This is a genomic window from Mycobacterium sp. NPDC048908, from assembly GCF_043197955.1.
GTDB lineage: Bacteria > Actinomycetota > Actinomycetes > Mycobacteriales > Mycobacteriaceae > Mycobacterium.
In genome coordinates this window covers 200,198-220,727 of sequence record NZ_JBICUE010000002.1, presented here as the reverse complement: position 1 = coordinate 220,727, position 20,530 = coordinate 200,198, and the positions used below count along the sequence as shown (strand labels likewise).

At 65.1% G+C, this 20,530-nt stretch carries 18 protein-coding genes; 13 read left to right on the top strand and 5 right to left on the bottom strand.

Annotated features, from left to right (window positions below; genetic code table 11):
- Positions 1-612, top strand: coding sequence for a DinB family protein (locus tag ACGFK1_RS05600; protein ID WP_393426876.1), 612 nt, complete (start codon positions 1-3; stop codon positions 610-612).
- A 114-nt stretch (positions 613-726) separates the two neighbouring features.
- Complete coding sequence (locus tag ACGFK1_RS05595; protein WP_393426873.1) at positions 727-1,893, top strand: acyl-CoA dehydrogenase family protein; 1,167 nt, start codon at positions 727-729, stop codon at positions 1,891-1,893.
- Positions 1,894-1,920: 27 nt separating this feature from the next.
- Here the strand turns inward: ACGFK1_RS05595 and ACGFK1_RS05590 are convergent, their stop codons facing one another.
- The gene (locus ACGFK1_RS05590) at positions 1,921-2,517 is read right to left on the bottom strand and encodes a TetR/AcrR family transcriptional regulator (RefSeq protein ID WP_393426870.1); all 597 of its coding nucleotides are present in this window, start codon (positions 2,515-2,517) and stop codon (positions 1,921-1,923) included.
- An 80-nt stretch (positions 2,518-2,597) separates the two neighbouring features.
- Between ACGFK1_RS05590 and ACGFK1_RS05585 the strand changes: the two genes are divergently transcribed.
- Complete coding sequence (locus ACGFK1_RS05585; RefSeq protein WP_393426867.1) at positions 2,598-3,590, top strand: oxygenase MpaB family protein; 993 nt, start codon at positions 2,598-2,600, stop codon at positions 3,588-3,590.
- A gap of 65 nt (positions 3,591-3,655) precedes the next feature.
- Here ACGFK1_RS05585 and ACGFK1_RS05580 read toward each other — a convergent pair whose 3' ends face one another.
- Positions 3,656-3,913, bottom strand: a complete 258-nt coding sequence (locus ACGFK1_RS05580; protein ID WP_393426864.1) for a hypothetical protein — start codon at positions 3,911-3,913, stop codon at positions 3,656-3,658.
- Between the two features lie 141 nt (positions 3,914-4,054).
- Entirely contained in the window at positions 4,055-5,317 is a 1,263-nt protein-coding gene (locus ACGFK1_RS05575; RefSeq protein ID WP_393427859.1) for an MFS transporter, read from the bottom strand.
- Positions 5,318-5,605: 288 nt separating this feature from the next.
- Between ACGFK1_RS05575 and ACGFK1_RS05570 the strand changes: the two genes are divergently transcribed.
- The 5 genes from ACGFK1_RS05570 to ACGFK1_RS05550 all read left to right on the top strand — a co-directional run bounded on the left by ACGFK1_RS05570 (position 5,606) and on the right by ACGFK1_RS05550 (position 10,959).
- A complete protein-coding gene (locus tag ACGFK1_RS05570) occupies positions 5,606-6,952 on the top strand; it encodes an ABC1 kinase family protein (protein ID WP_393426861.1) in 1,347 nt (448 codons plus the stop codon).
- Entirely contained in the window at positions 6,952-7,884 is a 933-nt protein-coding gene (locus tag ACGFK1_RS05565) for an alpha/beta fold hydrolase (RefSeq protein WP_393426858.1), read from the top strand. Before ACGFK1_RS05570 ends, ACGFK1_RS05565 begins: the two co-directional genes overlap by 1 nt.
- 132 nt (positions 7,885-8,016) lie before the next feature.
- Positions 8,017-8,889 (top strand): cyclopropane mycolic acid synthase family methyltransferase, encoded by an 873-nt coding sequence (locus ACGFK1_RS05560; RefSeq protein ID WP_393426855.1) that lies wholly within the window; start codon positions 8,017-8,019, stop codon positions 8,887-8,889.
- 180 nt (positions 8,890-9,069) lie between these two features.
- Positions 9,070-9,966 (top strand): cyclopropane mycolic acid synthase family methyltransferase, encoded by an 897-nt coding sequence (locus tag ACGFK1_RS05555; RefSeq protein ID WP_393426852.1) that lies wholly within the window; start codon positions 9,070-9,072, stop codon positions 9,964-9,966.
- 96 nt (positions 9,967-10,062) lie between these two features.
- Positions 10,063-10,959: a cyclopropane mycolic acid synthase family methyltransferase gene (locus tag ACGFK1_RS05550; protein WP_393426849.1), complete on the top strand. Its 897-nt coding sequence runs from the start codon at positions 10,063-10,065 to the stop codon at positions 10,957-10,959.
- A gap of 57 nt (positions 10,960-11,016) precedes the next feature.
- On the opposite strand, the gene ACGFK1_RS05545 is transcribed toward ACGFK1_RS05550, so the two are convergent.
- Both ACGFK1_RS05545 and ACGFK1_RS05540 read right to left on the bottom strand, forming a co-directional pair.
- Positions 11,017-12,585 carry a PE-PPE domain-containing protein gene (locus tag ACGFK1_RS05545; protein ID WP_393426846.1) on the bottom strand — a complete coding sequence of 523 codons (1,569 nt, stop codon included), beginning with the start codon at positions 12,583-12,585 and terminating at the stop codon, positions 11,017-11,019.
- 70 nt (positions 12,586-12,655) lie between these two features.
- Positions 12,656-14,221, bottom strand: a complete 1,566-nt coding sequence (locus tag ACGFK1_RS05540; RefSeq protein WP_393426843.1) for a PE-PPE domain-containing protein — start codon at positions 14,219-14,221, stop codon at positions 12,656-12,658.
- A 157-nt stretch (positions 14,222-14,378) separates the two neighbouring features.
- Between ACGFK1_RS05540 and ACGFK1_RS05535 the strand changes: the two genes are divergently transcribed.
- The 5 genes from ACGFK1_RS05535 (at position 14,379) to ACGFK1_RS05515 (ending at position 20,530) form a co-directional block, all read left to right on the top strand.
- On the top strand, positions 14,379-15,077 hold the full coding sequence (locus tag ACGFK1_RS05535) for a YciI family protein (protein ID WP_393426840.1): 699 nt from the start codon (positions 14,379-14,381) through the stop codon (positions 15,075-15,077).
- Positions 15,078-15,086: 9 nt separating this feature from the next.
- Positions 15,087-16,310 carry an RNA polymerase sigma factor gene (locus tag ACGFK1_RS05530; protein ID WP_393426837.1) on the top strand — a complete coding sequence of 408 codons (1,224 nt, stop codon included), beginning with the start codon at positions 15,087-15,089 and terminating at the stop codon, positions 16,308-16,310.
- The gene (locus ACGFK1_RS05525) at positions 16,292-17,263 is read left to right on the top strand and encodes an endonuclease/exonuclease/phosphatase family protein (RefSeq protein ID WP_393426834.1); all 972 of its coding nucleotides are present in this window, start codon (positions 16,292-16,294) and stop codon (positions 17,261-17,263) included. The genes ACGFK1_RS05530 and ACGFK1_RS05525 overlap by 19 nt, the downstream gene beginning before the upstream one ends.
- A 93-nt stretch (positions 17,264-17,356) precedes the next feature.
- The gene (locus ACGFK1_RS05520; protein WP_393426831.1) at positions 17,357-17,680 is read left to right on the top strand and encodes a hypothetical protein; all 324 of its coding nucleotides are present in this window, start codon (positions 17,357-17,359) and stop codon (positions 17,678-17,680) included.
- Positions 17,681-17,797: 117 nt separating this feature from the next.
- Positions 17,798-20,530 (top strand): ATP-binding protein, encoded by a 2,733-nt coding sequence (locus ACGFK1_RS05515; RefSeq protein ID WP_393426828.1) that lies wholly within the window; start codon positions 17,798-17,800, stop codon positions 20,528-20,530.

Here is a 20,530-nt window from a genome sequence, read left to right as displayed (position 1 = left end):
ATGCCAGGAATGCCCCCGCCCGCCTCCGATGAGCGGCAGACGTTGCTCGAATTCCTGAAGTTCAACCAGAACGCATTCTTCTCGGTGGCTTTCGGGCTGACCGATGAACAAGCCCGGTCGACACCGTCGGTCAGTTCGCTGTCGATCGGCGGTCTGATCAAACACGCGGCGGGCGTCCAGAAGGGCTGGGCGCAACGCGCCGCCGCAGCGCCGGACTTCCCGCCACGCGACGAGCGGCCGATGGACGAGATCATGGCGGAATACGCCGACCAGTACGTGATGCGTGACGACGAGACCCTCGCCGATCTGCTTGACGAACTGCAGAAGCGCAGCGAACAAACCCTGCGGGTGATCGCCGAGGTCGACCTCGACACCCAGGTGCCGGTGCCGCACGAAGTGCCTTGGTTCCCGAAGGACGTCGAGCACTGGTCGGTGCGCTGGGTCGCACTGCATCTGATAGAGGAGTTGACTCGGCACGCGGGGCACGCCGACATCATCCGCGAATCGATCGACCGTGCAACGATGTACGAGTTGATGGCCGCCTACGAGCAATGGCCGGAGACCGATTTCATCAAGCGATGGAAGCCTGCCGCCGACGTCAGCGGTCGGTGATCGTCGCCCTGTCCTGAATGCCTCTCGCCGACAGCGTGAGTCGCACCGCCGCTGTGACGAAGGTCACTGCATCGGGTTTGAACGCTCGCACCCGCTGTCGGGGTTGACCCCTGCATGACGACGACGATCGAACGCGGGACAGGGCCGACACAATCCGAACTGGTGGATCGGGCCGCGAAATTGCAGCCGCTGTTGCGAAAGCACCACGCCGACAGCGAAGTTCAGCGTAAGCAATCAGACGAGGTGGTCGAAGCGCTCACCACCGCCGGGTTATTCAAACTCAACAAGCCGCGCAAGTTCGGCGGGTATCCGATCGATCTTCGGACCACCTTGCGGATCACCGAAACCCTCGCCGAGGCCGACGGCTCCGCGGGATGGGTGGTCGGGCTTGCCACCACATCGTCGTGGGCGGCCACCCACGGTTCGGACCGGTTGCAGCAGGAGATCTTCGCCGACCCCGACGCTCGGTTCGCGGGCAGCGGCATGCCGAACCCGGCCCGCCGCGAAAACGGCGGTCTGCGGCTGACCGGGCGCTGGGGCTACGCATCGGGGTCACCCCATGCCACCTGGGCGGCCTTGGCCGCGACCGTGGCCGACGACGACGCCCAGCCGCCCGATGCATATTTCTGCATCGTGCCGACCGCGGAGCTTGTGCTCGAAGACACGTGGCACACCGTGGGGATGCGGGGCACCGGCAGCAATACATACGTAGCCGACGACGTTTTCGTCCCCGAACACCGGATGATCCCGGTGTCCCCGCTGAGCGATGGATCGGGCGGCAAGCTGCCGTTCGGGCAGGTCGCGATCTTCCCCCTGATCGGCACACTGCTGGGCTTGGGGCGGGCCGCCTTGACGCTGGCCGTCGAACAGGCCCCGGCGAAGTCGATGCACCACACCTCCTTTGCCCGGCAGAGCGATTCGGTCGGCGTGCAGATCCAAGTCGCGCAGGCGGCGCTGAAGTTGCGCACCGCGGAGTTGCATGCCTACCGGATCGCCGATGATCTCGATAGCGCGGTGGCCAATCGATCCGAAGTCTCCTACGGATACCGGGCGCAGGCGCGGGCCGAGTGCGGCTACGCGGCACAGCAGGTGTTGGACGGCATGCAGACCCTGCTGAACGTTCACGGCGCCGCCGCGTTCGCCGAAAGCAGCCTCATGCACCAGTACTGGCGAGACGCCAACACCGCTGCGCGCCACGCCGGGCTGAACGAATACGTCGGCTACGAGGTACTCGGGAAGGCGCTACTCGGCGTTGACGAGCGCATCAGCTCGATGATGTGACACCGGGTCAGGCGTCCGCTCGCCTGGCTACCGCAACACGAAGCCGAGCGCGAAGTCGACGACGCGATCCAGGTCATCGCCGAGCTGCCCGGCGAGCCACTGCTGGGCAAGCTCGGCCATCGCGCCGGTGTACATCGCCGCGCCGACGTGAGCCGCGACAGGGTCCGAACCCGGTTTGAGCCGCCACCCCTCGGTCAGCACGCTTTCGCGCAACAGGTCCTGCGTCGCTGCCCGGCGGGCCTGCAGCACCGGGTTGGCCCTGGCGTCGGTGAACAGGACGCGCCCGCGGCGCGGGTCGGCCGACGAAAACCCGAGCACCGCCGCGATGCCCGCCCGTGTGCGCGCCCGCAGCGACTTCCCGGCCTTCTCGATCGCCGCTTCGACCTGCGCGCCGAGCTGCGCACTCACGTCGTCGTAGACGGCGCCGAGCAGATCGTCTGTGTCCGCGAAACTCTCGTAGAAATACCGGCTGTTGAGTCCGGATTCGCGGCACACCGAGCGCACCGACACCGCAGCCTCGCCACCGTCGCCGAACAACCGGAACGCCGCCTCGACCAGCAGCACACGCCGTTCGGCACGGCGGTCCTCGATGGGCACGCCCGCCCACCGGGTCGGACTCGACATCCCCACAGCCTAGATCTGGTGACACCCGTACCCAAAATGTATTCTGGTCACAACCGTAACCAGAACAGAAGGGCTTGGACGTGTTCCTTCCGCACCAGTTCGTCGGACACCTGCTGAACGACCGGTTCGACCAGACCGTGCGCAAGAACTTCTTCCGCGGCATGGAGTTCGCGGCTCCGGTCGGCGACCCGGGCTGGTTCGGGCCGGGCAGCGCCGTCTGGCACGTGCACTCGCACATGCACGCGCTGATCTTCGGGTTGCAGTGCGCGGCGTACATGGAACGGCTCGACCCGTCGATCTATTGGATGGGCATGCATCATTCGCGGCTGGTGAAGCGCGACGACGATGGAACCGCGATCCCAGAGATCGATCCCAAGGGTGCCGCGGTGCGCCTCGGCCATTCGGTCGCGTTCTTCATCGGCACGGCGTACGGGTCGACGGAGACCGCCGAGCGCCTTGCCCAGACCGTGCGCGCCATGCACCACACCATCAAGGGCACCCGGCCCGACGGCGCGCGCTACGATGCCGACGATCCCGAGTGGCTGCGCTGGAACTACGCGACGGTGGTGTGGGGGCTGGCCACCGCGCACGAGCTGTATCACCCGAACCCGTTGCGAGGCAAGCCCCTTGACCGGTATTACGGCGAATTCGTCAGGGTGGGCCACGCACTCGGCGGTACCGATCTGCCTGCCACCAAAGCCGAGACGCTGGACTGCCTGAAGTCCTATCTGCCTCGACTGGCGGTCACGCACGGCACAGCGATGGCCACCGGGCCGAATCTGCCGACGCCGCAAAGCGCTGTCGATTGGGCGATCCGCGACACCATGCCGCGGTGGGCCAAGCAGCTCATCCAGCATCGCGACCCCAATGTCGTCGAGCGGACCGCGCGGCGGGCGGCGGTGTGGTCGGTGATCAACGGCTTGAGCGCGGTGTCCGGTCCGGCGCCAGAGTTCGTGCAGGCCAAGGCCAGAGTCAAGGCGGGCACCATCGCTGCCCACACCGTGCCGACGTATGTCCCCGGCACCGACCCGGAACTCAGCCGCGACGAAGTCGAGCTCACCTTCGCCCGATAGCCGAATGCACTGAACCCCTTCTCGATACATCGAGAAGGGGTTCAGTGCGCGATAGGGAGGTCGCATCAGCCGCCGTGCCGCCACCCGAAGTGGTCCCGGTGGTGGTGCCAGCCCCAGAAATCCCAGAAGAACGGATGGAACTCGCGATACGAGTCGTGGCTCGGCCGGAACTCCGAAGAGTAGCTGCCGCTGACGTGGTCCGAAGGGCCGGTGTCCGCATTGGCGGCCGCGGCCAATCCCATTGCGGCGCCACCGAGAATGCCTGCGGTGGCAACAGGCGCGGTAATGAACCTGGTGAAGAACCGGGACTTGTTGGTGTTCATGTGAATTCTCCTGTGTGAGTTGGTGTTTGGTTGTTTATGACGTTGTCACAGCACCGAAACTACGGATCCGTGTTCGCTGTGTCGCGGTTGTGCTCGCAAGTCGCGCTCTGGGCGATCTCTGCGTTTTGCACATTGTGCTCGCTACCTCTGCAGGGCAACGCCTTTCGTTTCAGGTAGGGCGACGGTGCACACCAGGCTGACCACCACGACGCCGGCCATCATGGCGCCCACCGCGGGCACACCCCACGCCGCCTGAAGGGGCGCGGCGGCGACGGTCGGCACTGCGCCGCCGACCAACCCGGCCAGGTTGAGCGAAAACCCCGCACCGCTGTAGCGATACCGAGTGCCGAAGATTTCCGGGATGAATGCCGCCATCGGACCGTAGGAGCTCGCGGCGATCGCGTAGGTGCCGAACATGGCCAGGGCGAACAACGCCGCATCGCCCGTGTCGATCAGGGGGAGCACCACAAACGTCCACGGGACTCCGATGGCCAACGCCGCCACGATCACCCTGCGGCGGCCGAAGGTGTCGCTCAGCACGGCGCTCAACGCGTTGAACACCACCACGATCACACCGCCGAGCAGCCCGACCGCCAAGATCAGATCGGGCGAAAAACCAACGCGGGTATGGGCGTAGCTCATCAGGTAGGCATTGGCCATGTAGCCGAGCGCGAAGAAGCCGACCATGCTGCCCGCGGCGAGGATCACCTCACGCCGCTGATTGCCCCACAGCGCCGCCAACGGCGTGCCCTGCGGTGTCTCACGCGTCTTCTGCTCGACGAACACCGGTGTCTCCGCGACGTGCAAGCGCACGTACAGCGCGATGGCGATCAGTACCGCGCTGAACAGGAACGGGATTCGCCAACCCCAATGGATGAACGCGGGACTCGATTCTCCGATCGTCTTGTTCACTGCCAGGAACAGCAGGCTGCTCATCACGAGGCCGCTGCCGACGCCCATCTGCGTGAACATCCCGTAGCGGCCACGGGCCTTTGCCGGTGCGTACTCCGCGGACAACAGCGCGGCGCCCGCCCACTCGCCGCCGACCGCGAAGCCCTGCACGAGGCGCAACGTCAACAGGATCAGCGGCGCGGCCATGCCGATGGTCGCCGCGCCGGGGACAAGACCCACGGTCAGCGTCGACAGGCCCATGATCAACAAGGTGGCGATCAGCGTCGATTTGCGGCCGAGGCGGTCGCCGAAGTGGCCGAAAAAAGCCGCCCCAAGTGGCCGGGACACAAACGCCGCGGCGAAGGTCGCCATCGACGCGATCGTCGCCATGGTGGCGCCAAGATGCGGGAAGAACACCTTCGGGAACACCAGCGCGGCGGCGGTGCCGTAGATGTAGAAGTCGTAGTACTCGATGGCAGACCCGACGAAGCTGGCCGCCGCAACGCGCCTCAGGGTGGGTTCCGTCAGCGTGGCCATAGTCGCTCCTCACACGTGGTTTTCGTGCGAAAGCTACGGCGCGGCGACAGTCATGTCGTGGTTGTCCGCATCAGCCGGGATAACCAGCGATGTTCACGTTCTGCGCATAGTGCTCAGGCGGCGGCCCGCCCTTCGCCGAAACGGTATTCCAGCGGAGAAATGTCGAGTAGCGGCCTGCCGGAATACAGTTTCGGCGTAGCCAGGCACTGTGACCGGGTGCACACGATTTAGACTCGTGCACCCGCCGTTTGAGACACTGCAACCATGAGTACGACTAAACACCGCGAGGTGGCCAAGCTGGACCGGGTTCCGTTGCCGGTCGAGGTCGCCCGGATCGGCGCGACGGGTTGGCAGATAACCCGCACCGGCGCGCGAGTCGTCACCAAGCTCGCCGGTAAGGGTTCGCTGCAACAGAAGGTCATCAAGGAGATCCCGCAAGCGTTCGCCGACCTTGGCCCCACGTATGTCAAATTCGGCCAGATAATCGCCTCGAGTCCTGGCGCCTTCGGCGAACATTTGAGCCGCGAGTTCCGCGGCCTGCTCGACGCGGTCCCGCCCGCGGACGCCGACGAAGTCCACAAGCTGTTCAGGGAGGAACTAGGCGACGAGCCGAGCAAGCTGTTCAAGACCTTCGAGGAAAAGCCGTTCGCATCGGCCTCGATCGCGCAAGTGCACTACGCGACGCTGCACAGCGGCGAGGAGGTCGTGGTCAAAATTCAGCGGCCGGGTATCCGCCGCCGCGTCGCCGCGGATCTGCAGATCCTCAAGCGCGGCGCGCAGATCGTCGAGCTTGCCAAGCTCGGCCGGCGACTCTCAGCGCAGGACGTTGTTGCCGACTTCTCCGACAACCTGGCCGAGGAGCTGGACTTCCGGCTCGAAGCACAGTCGATGGACGCGTGGGTTTCGCATATGCACGCCTCGCCGCTCGGCAAGAACATCCGTGTGCCGCAGGTGTATTGGGATCTGACGAGCGAGCGGGTGCTGACGATGGAGCGCGTCGGCGGCATCCGTATCGACGATGCCGCCGCGATCCGTAAGGCCGGATTCGACGGCACCGAACTGGTGAAGGCGTTGTTGTTCAGCGTCTTCGAAGGTGGGCTGCGGCACGGGCTGTTCCACGGCGACCTGCACGCGGGCAACCTGTACGTCGACCCCGACGGCAAGATCGTGTTCTTCGACTTCGGCATCATGGGCCGCATCGACCCGCGCACCCGTTGGCTGCTCAGGGAACTGGTGTACGCGCTGCTGGTCAAGAAGGACCACGCGGCGGCGGGCAAGATCGTCGTGTTGATGGGCGCTGTCGGCACGATGAAGCCGGAGGCGCAGGCCGCCAAGGACCTGGAGAAGTTCGCCACCCCGCTGACCATGAAGTCGCTCGGTGACCTGAGTTACGCCGAAATTGGGCGTCAACTCTCGGCTTTGGCCGACGTGTACGACGTGAAGCTGCCACGTGAGCTGGTGCTGATCGGCAAGCAATTCCTCTACGTCGAGCGATACATGAAGCTCCTCGCCCCGAAGTGGCAGATGATGTCCGATCCGCAGCTGACCGGTTATTTCGCGAACTTCATGGTCGAGGTCAGCCGCGAACACAGCGAAGAGGTCGAAGCTTAATGCAAATCCGTTCCGGCACAGCACGGAGCCGAATCTCCGGCGACCACGCGCCAGGGTCGAATGATCTCGAGATCTACTACGAGGACATGGGTGATCCGAACGATCCCGCTGTCCTGCTGATCATGGGCCTGGGCGCGCAATTGTTGTTGTGGCGCACGGAGTTCTGCGAGAAGCTCGTCGATCAGGGTCTGCGGGTCATCCGCTACGACAACCGCGATGTCGGGTTGTCGACCAAGGTCAGACACCAGCATTCCGGCATGCCCCTGCCGATGCGGATGGTTCGCTCATTCCTGGGACTGAAGAGCCCGGCGCCCTACACACTGGAAGATCTCGCCGACGATGCCGCCGCGTTGTTGGATCATCTGAAGATCGACACCGCGCACATCGTCGGCGCCTCGATGGGCGGCATGATCGCGCAGGTGTTCGCGGCAAGGCACCGGGTGCGCACCGACACCCTGGCCATCATCTTCTCCAGCAACAACCAGCCACTGCTGCCGCCGCCGGGCATCAAGCAACTGCTCGCCATCCTGCAGAAGCCCAAGGGCACGACCGCCGAGGCGATCGTCGAGAATGCGATCCGGGTAACGCGGATCACGGGCAGCCCCGGTTATCCGGCCCCCGAGGAACGCATCCGGGCCGAGGCGCTCGAGGGCTACGACCGGTCCTACTATCCCGCTGGCATCGGCCGCCACTTCGCCGCAATCCTCGGCAGCGGCAGCCTGCTCGGTTACGACCGCCAGATCAGCGCGCCCACCGTCGTCATTCACGGGAAGGCCGACAAGCTGATGCGCCCTTTCGGCGGTCGCGCCATTGCTCGCGCGGTCAAGGGCGCCCGGTTGGTGCTGTTCGATGGCATGGGACATGACCTGCCCCGCGAATTGTGGGACGACATTGTGGGCGAGCTGAAGACCACCTTCGCCCAAGCTGAGTAATGGTTAGCACACCTTCGCAGTGCGCCGGAAGATCATTTGGACGCGTACGCTCTCTGGAGTCGAGTGCTTCAGGGCTTGAATGCCGTCATCGGCGACACCGCTGGGTTCTGAACTGCCAGGAGGGCACTACCCATGGCCAATAGAGCCAATAAATTGACGCCGCATTTCGCGGACGTCCAGGCGCATTACGACCTGTCCGACGAGTTCTTCCGGCTGTGGCTGGATCCCAGCCATACGTACAGCTGCGCGTATTTCGAACGCGACGACATGACTCTCGAAGAGGCCCAGCTCGCCAAGATCGATCTGGCCTTGGGCAAGCTCGGGCTGCAGCCGGGTATGACGCTGCTCGACGTGGGCTGCGGCTGGGGGTCGACGATGATGCGAGCGATCGAGCGGTACGACGTCAACGTCATCGGGTTAACGCTGAGCGAAAACCAAATGGCGCATGTACAAACAATTTTCGCGGAATCGGACAGTCCGCGCAGCAAGCGGGTGCTGCTTCAGGGCTGGGAGCAGTTCGACGAACCCGTCGACCGAATCGTGTCGATCGGCGCGTTCGAGCACTTCGGTTTCGACCGCTACGACGACTTCTTCAAGCTGGCCTACGGCCTGCTTCCCGACGACGGCGTCATGCTGCTGCACACCATCACGGGTCTGACCTTTCCTCAGATGGCCGAGCGCGGCATCCCGCTCACCTTCGACGTCGCCCGGTTCGTGAAATTCATCGTCACCGAGATCTTCCCCGGCGGACGGATCCCGTCGATCGAAAAGGTCGAGCAGCACTCGGCCAAGGCCGGCTTCGAGCTGACCCGTCGCCAGTCGCTGCAATCGCACTACGCCAGAACCCTGGACTGCTGGGCCGAGGCGCTGCAGGAGCACAAGGACGAGGCCATCGCTGTGCAGTCCGAAGAGGTCTACGAGCGCTACCTGCACTACCTGACGGGCTGCGCTAAAGGGTTCCGGGTCGGCTACATCGACGTCAACCAGTTCACGCTGGCCAAATAGCGCTGCCGGAAGTAGTGCCGGATTTCAGTCCTGGCCCCGCTGAACGTTAGGGTGTCAGGCTTGAGACGCGTGTTCGCACGTCGACGGACCGTACCGGGGGTACGGTCAGCACTACTCATACGTGAACGGCTGCTTGTCGCAGCACCAACGGGTCACGACGAAAGGCCAACCAGGGGAAATATGTCTGACAATTCATCCGGCACGAAGGACATGACGCCGCATTTTGAGGACATCCAGGCGCACTACGACCTGTCTGACGACTTCTTCGGGGTGTTTCAGGACCCGACCCGCAAGTACAGTTGCGCGTTCTTCACCGGGCCCAATGTCACGCTGTCCGAGGCGCAGGTCGCCAACGTCGACCAGCACCTCGACAAGCTGGACCTCAAACCGGGCATGACCCTGCTCGAGGTCGGTTGCGGGTGGGGGCTGACGCTGCAGCGGGCGATGGAGAAGTACGACGTCAATGTCATCGGCCTGACGTTGAGCAAGAACCAGAAGGCCTACTGCGACCAGCTACTGTCCAAAATCGACACCAACCGCACCTTCGACGTGCGACTGGAGGGCTGGGAGCAGTTCCACAACCCGGTCGACCGGATCGTGTCCATCGAGGCCTTCGAGCACTTCGGCTTCGAACGCTACGACGACTTCTTCAAGACGTGCTTCGACATCCTGCCCGACGACGGCCGGATGACGATCCAGAGCAGCGTGGGCTACCACCCGTACGATCTGGCCGAGCGCGGGAAGAAGCTGACGTTCGAGTTGGCCCGGTTCATCAAGTTCATGATCACCGAGATCTTCCCGGGCGGCCGGATCCCGACCACCCAGATGATGATCGAGCACGGCGAAAAGGCCGGCTTCATCGTGCCCGAGCCGATCTCGCTGCGTAATCACTACATCAAGACCCTCGGCATCTGGGCGGACCGACTCGAGCGCAATAAGGACGCGGCCATCGCCGCGACCGATGAGGAGAACTTCCACCGGTATATGCGGTACTTGAAGGGCTGCCAGTACTACTTCATCGATGACAGCATCGACGTCAGCCTGGTGACGTACCTGAAGCCAGGGGCGGCCGCTTAGGCGGTTTCGACTCCGTTAGCAAATCCCCCGGCGTGTGGCGCGCTCGGGGGATTTGCGGTTATATACCTTGGAAATCAGGTCAAGGGAGGTCGCGCGGTGTCGGAATCGGCAGTCATCTCGGAGAAGATGCGCAAGAACTTCGACAACATCGGCGCACACTATGACCTCTCCGACGACTTCTTCGGCCTGTTCCAAGACCCCAGCCGAATTTACTCCTGCGCCTATTTCGAATCCGGGGACCTCAGCCTCGAGGAGGCGCAGTACGCGAAGGTCGACCTGCACCTGGACAGGCTGCAGCTGGAACCCGGCATGACCGTGCTCGACATCGGATGTGGTTGGGGCGCAACGCTGAAACGTGCCATCGAAAGGTACGACGTGAATGTCGTCGGCCTGACGTTGAGCCGAAACCAATATGCGGCCAGCCTGAAATTGCTCGATCGGGTGGACAGCGACCGCAGCAAGCGCATATTGCTGCGCGGTTGGGAGGAATTCGACGAGCCCGTCGATCGGATCATGTCGATCGAGGCCTTCGAACATTTCGGATTCGAGCGTTACGACGAATTCTTCAAGAAGTGCTTTTCAGTCCTGCCCGACGACGGCCGGATGACCATCCAGAGCAACATCAGCTACCACCCCGACGAGTTCCGCGCGCGCGGCATTCCGCTGTCGATCGATGTGCTGAAGTTCATCAAGTTCATGGTGACGGACATCTTCCCCGGCGCGCGCCTGCCGTCGACCCAGATGATGCGGGTGCACGGTGAGGCGGCCGGCTTCGCCCTGCGCGACGTCATGTCGCTGCGCTCGCATTACGTGCAGACGCTGACGCTGTGGGCGGATGCTCTCGAGGCGAACAAGCAACGGGCGATCGAACTTCAGTCCGAAGAGGTCTATCAGAACTACATGAAGTACCTGCGGGGCTGCGCGCAGAAGTTCGCCGACGAGTACATCGACGTGCATCTGGTCACCTACCTGAAGCCGGGCGCTGCAGCCTGAGCGCCAAAAGGAAATCCCCCGCCACTGCCTGATGTGACGGGGGATTCGCTCATCTGGTCAGGCCGCGTTGTCGGCCTTGTCCGCATCCTTGTTATCGGGGTCGGCTTTCTTGTCGTTATCGACCTTGGAGTCCTCGACCTTCTTGCGGTCGACCTTCTGGTGGTCGGCCTTCTTGTGGTCCGTCTTGTGGACGTCCGGCTTCTTGAGGTCCGGCTTCTTGACGTCCGCCGTCTTGACGTCGCTGTTGTTGACGTCAGTGTTGGTGTCCGTCGACTCCGGCTTCGCGACCGGCGCCGGCCCGGTCGAGGTCGACTCCGTCTCGGTGCTGACTGTCGTCTGCTCGACGGTCTTCTCCGAGTCTTTCACCGGCGCCTTTTTCACCATCGCGCGGTTGTTGTCGACCGGTTCGGTCGTTTCCGTCGTCGCGGGCGGCTTGGGCTCGGGCTCCGAGGTCCTCGCCGCGGCCAGCGTCGACGTGGTCATCGTCTCCGGCGGGTTCAGCGGAGGCGGCCCACCGTTGAGGGCCTGCTGGATCCCCTCCGGGATGTCTTGGATGAGGTCGAAGGCCAGCTTGACCGGGTTGAAGATCGGGATCAGCCGGAACGTGGTCGGCTGGCCGTATGGAATGGACCGGTCATAGCCGGTTTGTTCGATGATGTCCCGCAGCGCGGGTTCGATCAGGTCGGACACGAAGCCGAGGCCGATCATGTGCAGCGGCACCAAGAGCGGCAGCACGCGGGGGGCCACCGTGATGTATCGCGTGTCGCCGTACTGCTGGACGTTGACTATGTCGGGGTTCGTCGCGGCGTAACCCTCAGGGTTGTCCATGATCGCCTGCCACTGCTCCTGGGTGTATCCGCCCACCAAGCCCCTCGGCGGATTGCCTTCCGGATTCGGATAGGTGCCGTGGTTGATTCCCAAACCCGGACCGCCGATCAAGGCGTTCAGCATTGCGATCGGGTTGGTGACCACGAGCGGAGCGTCGGCAATGATGTCCCACTTCAACGCGACGTCATCGGTGGCCATGTCGGTGTCGGTGGGAGTGACTGGGCCGTACGGGAATTCGACGATGGGCAGCGTCAACGGAAGGCGGCCGTTGAGACCGCCGTTGGGCCGCGACACATTGCCGATGATGTCCCACTTCACGAACGCCTGCTGCTCGGGCGTCAGCTGCTCGGCGAGGCGTTGCTTCTCGATCGAGACGATCGCGCCGCTCTGCGAGTAACCGAAGACCACCAACTGGTTGTCGGCGCTCAATGTCGCGAGCCGCGGTTGCACCACCGCATCGAGGTCTGCGACCCCCTGGTTCACCGAATCCTTCCAGGTCGGCGCAGACAACCCGCCATACACCGGCCACGCCGCCTCGGGGGTGACCACCGAAAGGGGCACGCAGTCCACGGTCGGATCCGTGCACGGAGTGTTCGTCAAGATGTAGTAGCTCATGACGTTGGGCACGTAGCCGGGCTCCGCATCAGGGTCGGGAGTCCCGCTGCCGCCCATGATCAGCACCGTCGCCGTCGACGCGGCAAGCGAGAAGGCCGACGTGAACATCCCGGCCACGCCGAGGACGATCGTGCTGAGCACCGCCAGCACCGCGAGGAGGATTGCCCGCACCGATTTACGCATGTGTCAACAATCACATGCCGGGATTAGCTAGGTGGGCGAAACGGCTCAAAAAAGTTTGCCGAAAAGTCGCTCAGGCGGCCGCCTTGTCCGAGTCGGCGTCCTTGCCTGCCTCCGACTTCTCCGCCGCGGCCTTCTTATGGCTTGGCTTCGTCGTGGTGCCGGCCTTCTTGTGGTCGGGCTTCTTGACGTCGGCCTTCTTTTCGACGGGCTTCTTGTCCTCGGCCGTGTCGACGGAGCCCTTCTCGTCCGCCGTCGAGTCCGGCTTCGTCGCCGGTGTGTCTTCTGTCGGCGCCTGCCCAGTTTCAGCGTCGTTCGCAGACTGCGGCGCGGTGGTGTCCGATTCTTTGCCCGTCACCAGCGTCAGCGTCGTCTTCGGTTGCTTCTTTTCGGTGGTCTCCGTCGTTTCGGTCGTGTCGGCGGCCGCCAGTGTTGACACCGGCGTGGTCGTGTCGGGCGCCTTGATCGCAGGGACGACCGCCGACCCCAGCCCGCTGAGATCCTTGACGAAGGCCTGAACGCCCTGCAGGGTGGCGGCGACGAGGTTCACGCCCACCGCGGGCCAGTTCTGAATCGGGTTGAACGGCAACGGCGAAAGCCACCGCACCTTGCCCGGATCGCCGCTCCAGTCATAGCCGAGGTCGATCAGCACCTTCATCACCGGCGAAACCAGGTCGGCAACCGGTTTGACCGCAGGCCGCAGCGGGGCAGGCACCACCGACGTCACGAGGTCGACCAGCGGCAAGCTCTTCGCCGGGATCATCACGTAGACATTGCCTTCGGAGTCCTCGCGGAAGTTCTCCGGGTGCTTGGTGCGGTCCAACTGGTCGGCGAGTTCGTCCGGGGTGTAGCCGTACGCGATCGGATCGGTGGGCCCGTTGCCGTTCGGGGTCAGGTAGTACCCGTGCACGGTTTCCAGCGCGGCCACCGCATTCAGAACTGACAGCGGATTGCCCCAGTAGAGCGGGGCATACATCACCGGGTCGTACTGAAACCCGATGCCGGTCATGGGTAAACCGGTATCGACCGGCGTGGACTGTCCGAACGTGACGTCGAGACCGGGGATGTGGCCCAAGAAGCCCAGCCGGGTGAAGAACCCGCCGTCCGGGTTGTACGCGTTGCCGATCATCACCACCGACAGCCGGCTCAACTGATCGGGCGTCAGGTCGCCGATGTTGCGCAACTCGTTGGACACGACGGCGCCACCCTGGGAGTAGCCGAAGATGATGATGTCACCCGACGTCGTGTCGAGCGCGGTGTGGAGATCGGTGTTGAGGTGGTCGACTCCGGTGCCCACCGAGACGTCCCACTTGTCGCATTTGTAGCCGGGGCACCAGTTGCCGATGAAGCCCAGCGGCCAGAACGATGCCGGGTAGTCGACGCCTTTCAGGGTGCACCCGTTGGTCGAGGTGCATACCGGCTTGTCGGTCGCGTCCCGCACGAACGGCGCGAGGTACCGGTCGGCGGCGTGCGCCATGTAGTCGTCGACGATGTTCGCGTTGGGTGTGCCGGTCCCGGGCACGATCAGCGCGGTGGCGCCGACCGCGAGCGCGGCCATGAACGCCGACGCGACGCCGAGGACGGCCGAGGTCAGCAGTGCCAGACAAGCAATAGCGAAGGTACGTACCGACTTACGCATGAAAGGCACGATCACATATCGCGGCCGCCTTGGTTAGCGGAACAAAGAAAGTTGTCTTCGCAAATCTCGGACGAGGCTGTCGGATTGGCGTGACGCCGTTCGTCGGACAGGTAGAGAGTGGAGCAGAAGGTTCCGCTCCCGACCGGAAGGTGATCCCATGCACTACTTCGCACTGCTGCTCGGCGAGCCCACCACACCGCTGACCCCCGACGAACAGGCCGCCGGACTGGAGGCGTATCAGGCGTTCCACGCCAAGGCCGGATCGGCCATCCTGGCAGGCGACGCGCTCACCCCATCGGCGACCGGTGTGCGCATCACGGGCGGTCCCGATGCGCCGACGGTGACCGACGGCCCGTTCGCCGAGAGCGCCGAGGTGGCTTGCGGCTACTACGTATTCGAGGCGGAGAACCTGGACGAAGCGTTGGCGTTGGCGCGCGATGTCCCAGCCGCGCAGCACGGCGCGGTCGAGGTGTGGCCGATCGTGCACTACATGCCGCCGACCAAGCCGTTGCACAACAGCTGGATCGCGCTGCTGCTCACGCCGGCCGCCGACGTCCTCACCCCGGGCACCCCGGAATGGAACGACCTCGCCGCACAGCATCAGGCGTTCGCCGCGGACGCCGGCGACCGGGCCAACGGCGGCGCGCCCCTGCATCCGCCGTCGACAGCGACCACGGTGCGGGTGCGCGACGGCGAGGTGCTGCTGACCGACGGCCCGTTCGCCGAGGGCGCCGAGGTGGCCAACGGCTTTCACATCCTCAACGTCGCCGACCGCGACGAGGCCATCAAGGTGGCGTCGATGATTCCGGCGTCGACGATCGAGCTACGCCAACTCATGGGTGTCTCCGGGCTCTAACCGGCGTCAATGACCAATCTGGACGGCGTCTTTCGACGCGAATGGGGACCCGCCGTCGCGGCGCTTGCCCGCTGGTCGGGAGACCTCACCGTCGCCGAAGACGCCGTCCAGGAGGCCTTCGCCGAGGCGCTGCGGTCGTGGCCGCGCGACGGCGTGCCCGACAACCCGGGCGGCTGGCTCGTGCGGGTGGCGCGCAATCGGGCGCTGGATCGACTGCGACGCGAATCCGCGCGCCCGGGAAAGGAACTCGCAGCCGTGGTGGACGATATCCGCGCCCGCACCGACCGGGTCGAGGTGCATCCCGTCCGCGACGACGAACTGAGGATGATGTTCACCTGCGCGCATCCCGCCCTCGACCCTGCCTCGCAGTTGGCGTTGACGCTGCGGCTGATCTCCGGGTTGACCGTCCCCGAGATCGCGCGGGCGCTGCTGCAGACGCCTGCGGCTGTCGGTCAACGAATCACGAGAGCCAAGAACAAGATTCGGCACGCCAACATCCCGCTGCGGGTGCCGCCGGCCGAACTGCTGCCTGAGCGCACACCGCACGTGTTGGCGTGCATCTATTCGGTGTTCACCGAGGGGTACTGGTCGACGGCGGGGCCGTCGGTCATCCGCGACGAACTGTGTGACGAGGGGGTGCGGTTGGCCGGCGAGTTGTGCGCGTTGATGCCCGACGAGCGCGACGCGCAGGCGCTGGCGGCCCTTGTGCTGCTGCATGATTCGCGCAGGCAAACCCGCATCGACGCGGACGGGGCGCTGGTGCCACTCGAGGAACAGGACCGCACCCGGTGGGACCGCGGCCGAATCGCACGCGGGCTCGACCGACTCACCCGCGCGGCGGGTGCGGCGGGGCCGTATCTGCCGCAGGCGGTGATCGCCGCGTTGCACGCGACGGCGCCGAGTTGGCATGACACCGACTGGACCACGATCTGCGCGGCCTATGACCGGTTGATCGAGATCACCGACTCCCCCGTCGCCCGCGCCAATCGCGCGATGGCCATCGGCTTTCGTGACGGATACCCCGCGGGTTTGGCGGCACTCGACGCGGTGGCCGACGATCCGCGATTGGCGGGCACCACTGCGGTGATCTCCATCCGCGCGGACCTGCTGCGTCGCGCCGGCCGCCGAGAAGACGCTCTGAACTGCTATCGGATTGCACTGCAGCGCAACGGTTCTCCCGCAGCGCAGCAGTTCTTCCGCCGCCGCCTTGTCGAGTGCGGCGGCTCCGCTTGATGGGCCTACTCGACATCATCGCGACTGCGGCCCTGGCTGTGGCCGCGCTCGCGCTGGCCGGCCGATATCTCCCGAGCGTGAACCGCCCGGTGTTGGTGACGGCGGCGTTGTCGCCATACCTTGGCATCGGTGCGCCCGTCGCCGTGCTGCTGTTCGCCATCACCGGCAGGTGGCTTGGCGTGGCCGTTGCCGGTGCCTTGACGGTCATGAGCATCGTCGTGCGGTGGCGCTGGTATGTGTCGACGCGAGGCGATGGCGGTGTTCGGATTAGGGTCGTCTCGGCGAACCTGCGCTACGGACGCGCAGATGCCGCAGCGGTCGTCGCGCTGGCCGCCAACCACGCGGATATCCTCGCGGTGCAGGAGATCACGCCCGAGAAAGCGGAGGCGATCGAGGCCGCAGGCATCGAAGCGATCTTGCCGCATCGCCATCTGCGCGCTCGTGAGGGTCCCGCGGGTGTGGGCATCTGGAGCCGGTATCCACTGACACCGGCAGACGACTACGACGAGTTCTGGCTCGGCCTGATCACCGCGCACGTCGACATCCCCGGCCTGACTGCGGCGGCCACCGTCGTGACCACGCACCTTTCGGCGCCATGGCCCGAGTCGATGAAGGGCTGGCGCGACGACCTGGCGCGACTCGCGGAGGTGCTCGGCCAGATCGGTGCGTCAGCACCTGGCCCGGTGATCGTGGCCGGAGACCTCAATGCGACACCGGACGTGCGCGAGTTTCGGCGGCTGTTGCGCGCCGGCTACCGCGACGCCGCGGAGCAGGCCGGGGTCGGTTCGACCAGGACCCACCCGGCCGACATCGTGGTGCCCCCAGTCTTTGCGGTCGACCACATCTTGCTGCGCGGCGGCACCGCCACTGGGGTGCACACTGCATGCATTTCCGGTTCAGACCACCGCGCCCTGCTCGCGATTATCAGCCTCGACCAGCGAACCTGCCGGTGATAGCCCCGCCCGTGGGCCGCATATCAAACCGTGACGAAGCCATAGGGAAACACCCGATTCCCGGACAGCGCTGCGCCATTACCGTCCGGAGTCATGGATGCCACCGACGACTTGGCGTACTACCTCGCCGAGTGGTATCTCCCTGAGATGACGACAACATCGGTCGACCAGATGGTCGCCAAGCTCGACGCCGCCGCGGCGACCGTCAGCAACCCCAGCGCGTCAGCTCGCCTTGTCGTCACGTTATCGGTGCCGACCGACGAGGTGTTGTACGGCGTGTTCGGCGCGACATCACCCGACGTCGTATCCCAGGTCTGCGCTCAGGCAGGCTTCCCCTTCCAGCGGATCTCCGGTGACGTCAGCGCACGGTTCCAGCCGCACCCGCTCCCCGAAGTTGCCGATACCGCCCCGGTTTAGTTGCGGGTTCGTCAATAGTACGACGATTCAGCTGGCAAATGACGTTGTGCATTGCTGCCCGGCAGTTGCACTGGGGATGTACTCTCAGTTTGCTGCATGCGATTGGGGGTGTCGTGAATGCCGGGCATGGTCAACCGGCCTCTGGAAATCCGGGCGGTCTCGGACTTCCTGCGGTCGGCGGCGGAGCAACCCGCCGCTCTCGTCATCGAGGGAGAGGCCGGAATCGGCAAGACCACGCTGTGGCTGTCCGCCGTCGAGCAGGCACGGCAAAGCGGCTTCCGGGTATACACGGCGCGGGTCGGGCAGGCCGAGTCGGGCCTCGCGTACGCCGCAGTGGCAGATCTGCTCCGCGACGTTGACGCCGACGTCCTCGCCGAACTGCCCGATGTGCAGCGCTTGGCCGTCGACCGTGTGCTGCTACGAGCCAGCAGCGACGAACACGCGACCGATCAACGGGTCGTCGCCGCGGCGTTCGCGTCGGTGTTCGACCGCCTGGCCGGCGACTCCCCCGTCCTGATCGCGATCGACGATGTGCAGTGGCTCGACAGGTCCAGTCAAGACGTGGTGGCATACGGGACCCGGCGGTTCAAGGGACCTGTCGCCTTGTTGTTCACCGAGAGGTCGGAGGCAGCAGGCGGCACCACGGTGTCATGGCTGCAGCTGTCCAGACCCGACGGCATCGATCGGTTGCGGGTCGGGCCGCTGAGTCTGGGCGGTCTACACGTGTTGATCTCACAGCGGCTCGGCCGCTCCTTTCCTCGACCGACCATGGTGCGCATTGCCGAAAGGTCGGGCGGCAACCCGTTCTTCGCTCTCGAGTTGGCCCGCGCCATCGACGTCAGCCCCACCAATTCACTGACCGGACTTCCCGGCTCGCTCGCGGAACTGATGCGGCTGCGGATCGGGCGGCTGGAACGCGACGCGCGAAAGCTTCTGTTGGCGGCGGCGTCCGCGGCGAACCCGACCGTGGAGCTGCTTGCAAAAGTCACCGGCGCGCCGATCGAGTCGCTCAGTGAAGCGGAAGCGAAGGGAATTGTCAGTATCGACGGCAACAAGGTGCGATTCACGCACCCGCTGTTGGCGCACAGCGTCTACACCGATGCGACGGCGGCGGAACGTCGCGCGATGCACCGGGCGTTGGCCGCCGCCGTGACGCTGCCTGAGCTGAAGGCCAGGCATATGGCGTTGGCTGCCGCCAGCGCGGACGTCAACACACTGCGCGCCCTCGATACGGCGGCCGATGAAGCGGCCGAGCGGGGCGCGCCTGCCGCGGCGGCCGAGTTGATCGATTTGGCGATCGGACTCGGTGGCGATGCACCCGAACGCCGGATCCGGGCGGCCGAACAACATTTCCACGCAGGCGATCCGGACCGGGCCCGCGCGTTGGTCGAGACGACACTTCACGCGCCAGCCCCCCGGTCACTGCGTGCCGCGGCCCTCAATTTGCTGGCCGCCCTGCATCTCTACGACGACAACTGGGGTGAAGTCGTCACTGTGCTCCAGCGTGCGCTCGATGACGCAGAGGACAATCCGCCGTTGTTGATACGGACGCTGATTCTGCTGGCGTTCGGCCAACGGATGATGTCGAAGTACGACGATTCGTTGTTCTACGCGCGCAAGGCCGTGACCTACGCCGAACACCTCGGTGACCCGGCGCTGACCAGCAGGGCGCTCGCAATGTCCGTCCAGTTGAACTTCATGTTCGGCAACGGTGTCGACAACGACAGCCTGCGTCGGGCCGTCGAACTGGAGGATTTCGACGCCAACGCACTGTCACCGTTCAGCGCCAGCATGATCGAGGGCCTGATGTGGGCGTGGACCGGACGGTTGGACGACGCGCACGACAGGATGCAGGCGGTGCAACGGCGTTGCGCGGAGCGCGGTGCCGAAAACGATGTCACCGCGGTCGCGAGCTGTGACGCCTTGATCGAAATCTGGCGAGGCAACTTCGTCGCGGCCGAACGGCTCGCCGATGAGGCGATGGAACGCGCAGAACAAGGCAGCGGTTCGTTGGCGATCGCCCATTCCATGCGCGCGATGGCGGCGGCTTACCTTGGGCGCGAATCGGATTCGCGGGCAGCCGCCACCGCGGCCATCGACATCGCGAAGCGCGGTGCCGCGCCGCGCCTCGCGCAATGGCCGGTCACCACACTGGGATTTCTGGAGGTCTCGGCCGGAAACTATGCGGAGGCCCTGGCGATCCTCGCGCCGATGCGCAGGTTCCTCAAGACGATTCCCGGCACGGAGATCATGACCGCGTCGTTCATCCCCGACGCTGTCGAGGCGATGATCGCGCTTGGCCGGATCGACGAGGCCGAGAAGCTGATCAAGCCGATGGAACGCAACGGCCGCAGGTTCAACCGGAGGTGGATGCTGGCCGTCGGCGCGCGTTGTCGCAGCATGTGGCTGGCCGCCACCGGCGATGTCGAGAGCGCGGCGCAAAAGGCGCAGGAGGCGATGGCACGCCACGACAAGCTGCCGATGCCGTTCGAACAGGCGCGCACGCAGTTGTTGCTGGGGCAGTTGCAGCGCCGGCAGCGGCAGAAGGAGGGGTCGCGGGCGACGCTGCGTGAGGCGCTGAAGACGTTCGAGACGTTGGGGACGCCGCTGTGGGCGGCCCGAGTGCGGGTCGAGCTCGAACGCGTTGAGGTCGCCCCAAGCCGTGACCTGGCGTTGACGCCGTCGGAGCAGCGGGTCGCTGAATTGGCGGCGTCGGGAATGACGAACAAGGACGTCGCGGCTGCGCTGTTCATCAGCCCAAAGACGGTCGAAGCAAACTTGGGCCGGGTTTACCGCAAGTTAGGCATCAGGACGCGCGCGGAGCTGGGCAGGGTGATTGGCGAGGTGTGA